The organism is Pseudomonas sp. (genome assembly GCF_040514055.1).
In the GTDB taxonomy this organism is placed as follows: Bacteria; Pseudomonadota; Gammaproteobacteria; order Pseudomonadales; family Pseudomonadaceae; genus Aquipseudomonas.
This window is the reverse complement of the sequence record NZ_JBEVDL010000076.1, coordinates 115,675-121,684: the sequence shown is the minus strand read 5'-3', so window position 1 is coordinate 121,684 and position 6,010 is coordinate 115,675. Positions and strand designations below refer to the sequence as shown.

At 49.9% G+C, this 6,010-nt stretch carries 7 protein-coding genes; 6 read left to right on the top strand and 1 reads right to left on the bottom strand.

Annotation, left to right across the window (positions count from 1 at the left end):
* Nucleotides 1-300: hypothetical protein (locus ABWY06_RS25985; RefSeq protein ID WP_502948232.1), on the bottom strand; the 300-nt coding region annotated here is incomplete at its 3' end.
* 39 nt (nucleotides 301-339) lie between these two features.
* On the opposite strand from ABWY06_RS25985, the gene ABWY06_RS20155 reads away from it, so the two are divergent.
* The 6 genes from ABWY06_RS20155 (at nucleotide 340) to ABWY06_RS20130 (ending at nucleotide 5,186) form a co-directional block, all read left to right on the top strand.
* Nucleotides 340-1,746 (top strand): RHS repeat domain-containing protein, encoded by a 1,407-nt coding sequence (locus tag ABWY06_RS20155; protein ID WP_353927367.1) that lies wholly within the window; start codon nucleotides 340-342, stop codon nucleotides 1,744-1,746.
* A complete protein-coding gene (locus tag ABWY06_RS20150) occupies nucleotides 1,743-2,057 on the top strand; it encodes a hypothetical protein (RefSeq protein WP_353927358.1) in 315 nt (104 codons plus the stop codon). The genes ABWY06_RS20155 and ABWY06_RS20150 overlap by 4 nt, the downstream gene beginning before the upstream one ends.
* Nucleotides 2,058-2,268: 211 nt before the next feature.
* Nucleotides 2,269-2,592: a hypothetical protein gene (locus ABWY06_RS20145; protein WP_353927357.1), complete on the top strand. Its 324-nt coding sequence runs from the start codon at nucleotides 2,269-2,271 to the stop codon at nucleotides 2,590-2,592.
* 784 nt (nucleotides 2,593-3,376) lie between these two features.
* Nucleotides 3,377-3,940, top strand: coding sequence for a hypothetical protein (locus tag ABWY06_RS20140; RefSeq protein WP_353927356.1), 564 nt, complete (start codon nucleotides 3,377-3,379; stop codon nucleotides 3,938-3,940).
* 85 nt (nucleotides 3,941-4,025) lie between these two features.
* On the top strand, nucleotides 4,026-4,472 hold the full coding sequence (locus ABWY06_RS20135; RefSeq protein ID WP_353927355.1) for an SMI1/KNR4 family protein: 447 nt from the start codon (nucleotides 4,026-4,028) through the stop codon (nucleotides 4,470-4,472).
* A 342-nt stretch (nucleotides 4,473-4,814) separates the two neighbouring features.
* Nucleotides 4,815-5,186 (top strand): hypothetical protein, encoded by a 372-nt coding sequence (locus ABWY06_RS20130; protein ID WP_353927354.1) that lies wholly within the window; start codon nucleotides 4,815-4,817, stop codon nucleotides 5,184-5,186.
* Nucleotides 5,187-6,010 lie beyond the last annotated feature (824 nt).

The following is a 6,010-nucleotide window of genomic DNA, read 5'->3' as shown; positions in this document are numbered from 1 at the left end:
CGCGATGCCCTGCACCGCGAAGTGGGCCGTACCCAGGGGCTGCTGAGCAGCCGCTACGAACGCGATCCCCTGGGGCGGTTGCTGCAAAGCCAGGCGCAGTTGCAGGCCCAGGGCCAGGCCAACGAACCCCGGGCGGGAGGTTCCAGCGAACAGGCTAAACAGACACAGGGCCAGCGTATCGCCCGGCGTTACCAATACGACCTGGCCGGGCAGCTGAAAAGCATCACCGACCGCCGTCAAGGCAGCACCCAGTACGGCTACGACGTCCTGGGCCGCCTGCTTAGCGCCAGTGCGCCCCATGCCCAAGAGACCTTTGCCTTCGACCCGGCGCATAACCTGATGCAGCCGGACGAAGCACGGCAGCAGGAGGCGCGCTTAAAGAAAACCACCTGGACCGATGACGAGTGGCGCGCCTATGTGCGGGACAACCAACACAACCCGGCCTTTAACCCGCTCTTGACCCCGGCCGAAGCGGCCGCCGACCCCAGCACCTGGGGCGGCAATAAACCCAACCGTTTATTGGTGTGGGAAGAACACCGCTACGCCTACGATGCGTGGGGCAACTGCGTCGAGAAAAAATCCGGGCCGCACAGCGTGCGCAGCTTCGAGTGGGACGCCGAACACCAGCTGACCCGCGCCACGGTAACCCGCCAGCAAGGGCGTTTTCTGCACACCGAGCACTGGGGGTATGACTACGACCCCTTTGGCCGACGTATCGCCAAATACCGCCTTAACCCAACCAAGGCCTCCCACAGCCGCCCCTGGCTGGACAGCGGCACCACCCATTTCAGCTGGGACGGCAACCGTCTGCTGCAGGAGCGCCAGGGCGACAAACAGACCCTGTATATCTACGAGCCCGAGAGCTTTGTGCCGCTGGCACTGGTGCGCAGCCACCACACCCCGGCGCCATTGGAACAGGACATCGCCCTCCCCGCCGAATGGCGCGGTCTGCTGGAACGCCACCCGGAGCAATGGGCGGCCATCGTCGGCGCCATGCCGCACAAGCTGGCCGCCATGCAACCGTCGGCCAACCCCGCAGCAGATACCACGAAAAGCCCGGTCGAGGTCTTTTACGTTCACACCGACCACCTGGGCACGCCCCGAGAGCTGACCGATACCCAGGGCCAAATCGTCTGGACCGCCAGCTACAAGGCCTGGGGCAATACGGCGAAGATCGAGCATCCGCCACAGCGGGTGATGGTAAAAAACGGCAATACCCTGGCCGAACGCTGGCAGGCACAAAGCAACCCCCTCGAACAAAACCTGCGTTTCCAGGGTCAGTACTTCGACCCCGAAACCGGGCTGCACTACAATCGGTTTCGGCACTACGATCCGGACTGCGGGCGGTTTGTCAGCCAGGACCCGATTGGGCTGGCGGGCGGCGCTAACAACTATCAGTACGCCCCCAACCCAGTGACGTGGATCGATCCGCTGGGATTGACACCATGCCCTTTAATAACTAGCCGCGTAAAGGAAAATAACTCTCTCCACAAAGAAGCTAAAAAACTTTCAGAGAGCGAAAGCAGAGGAATAAATTCACTGTTAGCGCAAATACAGCAAGGGCAAATGAATCCCGGGATAGGCACCAAGGTATTTGATGGAATTACGGAATTTAGGCATAAAGACGGAGGCCGGATTTATGCAAAAGTGACCGGCAGTAACATTGAAATACTTGGATACTCCGGAAAAGGAAATCAAGAAAAAGTCATAGCTTTAATAAATTCAGCATATAAGGATTGTTTATGATTATTAGTCACAACAATTTTACAATTAATATTTGGCACGATATAAACACCACAAATTGCTACGATTTAGAATTTCACGTTACGTTCAAGGAGAAAAAATATTTTGGTTGGGCGTTCACGCCAGAAGGGATTCTGGCCGTAATGGAAAAAGATAAGAATACCGGCGAGAACTCGAATGGATCCTATTTTTGGGTTGAAAGTCTTATAATTTTAAAAGAAATAACAATTGAGAGCCTAGTCGCAACAATTGAAGACATTATCAACAATGACCCTAGCGCACTTGATCGAATTTTATTTTTGCTAGAAGAGTAGAATCACGGAAAGCAAGGAACGCATTTTTGATTTACATATCCGCCAGCGGCCACGGCTCCGACTATAGCACTGGGCACTTGGGAAAAAATCTGATCCTTTCTTCATGCATTGGTAAGATGGGAGAATTATCAATAAGCACCCAATCCGGTAACGTGGATCGATCCGCTGGGATTGACGCGCGTTCAGTCGCGCATCAATGTTAGGACAGGTGATGCCAAAATTAAAAGCTCTGGACTTGAGTACGCTTGGAAGAAGCATGGAAGTTGCTGGGGGGGCAAACAAGTCTGCGTTCAGCATATCTAAAGAGGAGCTTAAGAAGCTGCTACAGACAAAAGATGTAGTAAATTCTCCAGCCATACCTTCGCCGACGAACGATAACTATATAAGAATTGTTGACGCAGGCCGAACAATTGGAGTCGATGCAAAGGCAGGAGGAATCGACACTTCCACGATAACGGTTATTATCGACAAGGCTGGAAACCTTGTAAATACGTTCCCCGGAAGCACTGATATTTTTGAAAAACCTGGTTGCTGAGGAAAATTTATGTTTACCATACTTTTATGGGATCGAGCCAAATACACCAAACTAGCACAAGTCGATAATATGCTAGGGAATGAGACTTTCCTTATACAGTCCGACGATTCCCGATTTCCTCTTCTGTCAGACCTAGCTGATTGCGCGGAGGACATCCATTGTGAAAGCAGCTTACCCAAACTTTCAACCGAGCTAAAAGAACTAAAAAAAGAATTGAACACAGAACAAGAAATTGCCCACATAGACGAAATCATTAAATTAACTGATCAAGCAACTCTTGAAAACAAATGTATATTATTCACCCCATTCCTTCCTTATAAATAATTTACTAGGAGGCCTCATGATTTTTAGGGAAGTGCTTAGGGGCCAGACCACGGTTTCGCTTAATTTCGCAAAAAAGGTGCAGAGGAGGACGCGCAGTAGCTCAGGTTATCTGAAGGATTTATAGGGGACAGACTACGGTTTTGCTCCGTCTCGCCAAAGCAGTGCATCGATACTCTGGACACCATCAGCCAGGGTACGTCGAATATCGAGGAGGGGGCTGGGAAAACCTCGACTATACCAAAATGTGCTGAGAAGCTTTACGCAAAATCAATCCCTGACGCGATAAGCCGGCACTGGTATGCAATCGACGAAAAAGAAATAGTTCACATATTCAGGGGTGGTAACGATGGAACGGTCCATTGGTCGGGGGATGAATCGCAAGGTAAGGGACTTCCAGGAATACCCAATGATGTTGAAAAACAATTAGAGCAATTACACAAGGAAGGAATAGGAGTAAAATTTGGCTGCTGACACTGATGGAATCGTTGAAATCTCTGTGTGCAATTTCCCTCTGAGCACAGCCTTAAAGCGAGTGCTGTCAAAAAATGGGAAATTATTATTCTTAGAGCGCATCGATTTTAGAGTTCATGACATACAATTTTCTGACCAAGACGAGGCGTGTGTATCCGGCGCCTATCATTCAGAGATTGAACGTGAGCTTTCCGCTTTAGAAAAGCAAGATGTAGAAAAAAATGAAATCTTAGTAAAATCATTATTTACCAACATGCTAGGCCACATCAATACTGAGCTCTGGAAAAAAAATATCAAACATGACTTTATACTACAGGAAGAAATTTTAGAAAATTACTATATCCTGCATGGCCCAGAACCGTTCGTGGGTTATCTTTCCTACTTGATTCGGCTGAAGGGACATGATTTTTTTATTGGCGAAACCTGCCCAAAAGCACCACCTGCAAGTACACATTTTTTCCTCTTGCCATCGGGACTTTACCAGAAGCACTTGAAGGAGGTTTTGCAACATATATCTCCCCTCAAGACAGGCGATCAACCCGCTGCATGTTGAACTATTTATAACCCCTTAATTGCCCCCATCAGTTAAGGGTATTTTATTTTCGTAAATCTATAGGCGGCGAGAATGGAGGTTGCAAATGATTCCCGTACAAGTAAAAAAATTTTTGGGAAAAAGCACAGACGATGTGCACCGCTACGATTATCAATCCGCATTAAAAGCTCTGCACAACCTTGGCGTCGCTCCTTCTACTGAATTCGGCGAATTCTATCTGGAATATCAAGGCGGCTTTATAAGCCCCCGTCCAGTCGCCGAATTATTAGATATTGAAGGGCCTGCAATTCCCGCAGTTCCAGATCAAACAGATTACGCCCGGGATCGCTATCAACTCCCAGAAAAATTCTTGCCTATTACCTCAGACGAAAGCGAGGGAATGTATCTGTACAATAAAGAGGATAAAGCAGTATACGATTTTGACCTTAGCGAATACAAAGCCTTCATGGATGGCAAGATTCCGGCGCGCTGGGAATCCTTTAATGAATTTCTTGTATGGTATTTCGACGAAAGTCAAATAAATTCAGTTTGAGTGATACTCAAAAAATTGCTCTCGACACCTGAGCTCCTTTAAAAAACAAGCTCTGGATTTAAAGGGAACAGACCTCGGTTTCGCTCCGTCTCGCAGAAAAAGGCGCTAACGGCGAAGCACAGCAACTCAGGTTACATGGAGACCAGCTATGGGGGCGGAACCTAAGTCCCCACATACCGAGTCCACTACCCGGCTCCATTGCAGCGCTTCTTTGAAATCTGCTGGATTAAGCCCCCAGCTGCGAAATTCGCTGTTTTTGCACGCTAGAGGTTACTTCTCCGGTTTAAATACCAACGCGGTAACACCTACAACCACTCCATCCAAGCGAAACAGGTGAGACTCATGAATGAAGACATCAAAAGAAACACATATGAAATCATCAGTCGCTTTTTAGCTCTCATCAACTCCAGAGATCTCGACACCCTGCTTCGAGAATTCAACGTATCCAAACCAGTTTTTGAAGAAATCGAAGAGTCACTTGAGGAGTACTTCGGAGGCATCACGCCTATAGCCTTAGCGCCCTATGAAAAAGCGTTCAATGCAGAAAAACACAAACGACCTCCACTCGACATTTACAGCATGAACACTGAAAATTGTTTTGGTGTTGAATGTACGCTTTGGATAAATGGAAAAAGTTCCGAGCCCATATTGCATGGCGAGTTAGACCTCACTGGAAATAAGCCAATATTTAGATTCAAATACATAGGCTCCTAAATAGCGTCCAGCTATCGGGGTGGAGCATGAGTCCCCACGGGTCTTATAGGGGACAAACCACGGTTTCGCTCCGCCTAGCAAAAAATGCCAACGGCGAGGCACGCCATCTCGGGTTATGTGGAGATCTGCGGCTCTCAGCGGGCTATCAAAGGTAGGGGCTCGGGGTCAGAGTAAACAAACAATCAAGCGTAACGGCGCGCACCAGGCATGAATCGTCAACAATGCAGCAACCGGCCCCTCGATTTTTTTACACCGCCCCCGAAAAAACCAACGACAATAGCGCCGAATCAGCGCGAATAAACCGCCCTCGCCCCGTCCCGCTCGCCATCGATGCTCAAACCATGACAACCCTGCCTACGCCCACACCCGCCTCGCCACGCCCGGCTCCGCCCCACCGCTTCAGCGTGGCCCCCATGATGGATGGTACTGAGCCAGTTTAGAGCCACCGCAGCACTAAGCCCCCAGCGACCTGCCAAACCCCGCGTACCAATTTTGTACCGCTCCGCTCCGATTAGCACCTCTCAACAGCTGTGGGGTTCTGCACGTCTGAGCCATTCGAGGCTTCAAGCGGCTGAGCCCTCGAGTGCCAGTCCTGCGCGGCAACTGGCCCTGCCTGGTCGGTCGTAACAGTTCGTCCAATGCACGCGTGCCTGTCCCCGGTGATCAGTCTGTGCTGAGTCGCGCGGTAGCGTCCTGTGGGCGAGCGTGCACCAGTAAACGAGTGCAGTTGCGTGACCACGTTCGAACGCCCCACAACGCAGACCTGGCGTTTTATGTTGACCCCTGGGGAAAAGGTAATATTGGTAATATGGTTTTCAGAAATA

What these genes read in the sequence shown, in the direction of transcription:
- ABWY06_RS20155 (WP_353927367.1), top strand. Translation starts at nt 340, where the DNA reads ATGCAGCCGGACGAAGCACGGCAGCAGGAGGCGCGCTTAAAGAAAACC.
- ABWY06_RS20150 (WP_353927358.1), top strand. Translation starts at nt 1,743, where the DNA reads ATGATTATTAGTCACAACAATTTTACAATTAATATTTGGCACGATATA.
- ABWY06_RS20145 (WP_353927357.1), top strand. Translation starts at nt 2,269, where the DNA reads ATGCCAAAATTAAAAGCTCTGGACTTGAGTACGCTTGGAAGAAGCATG.
- ABWY06_RS20135 (WP_353927355.1), top strand. Translation starts at nt 4,026, where the DNA reads ATGATTCCCGTACAAGTAAAAAAATTTTTGGGAAAAAGCACAGACGAT.
- ABWY06_RS20130 (WP_353927354.1), top strand. Translation starts at nt 4,815, where the DNA reads ATGAATGAAGACATCAAAAGAAACACATATGAAATCATCAGTCGCTTT.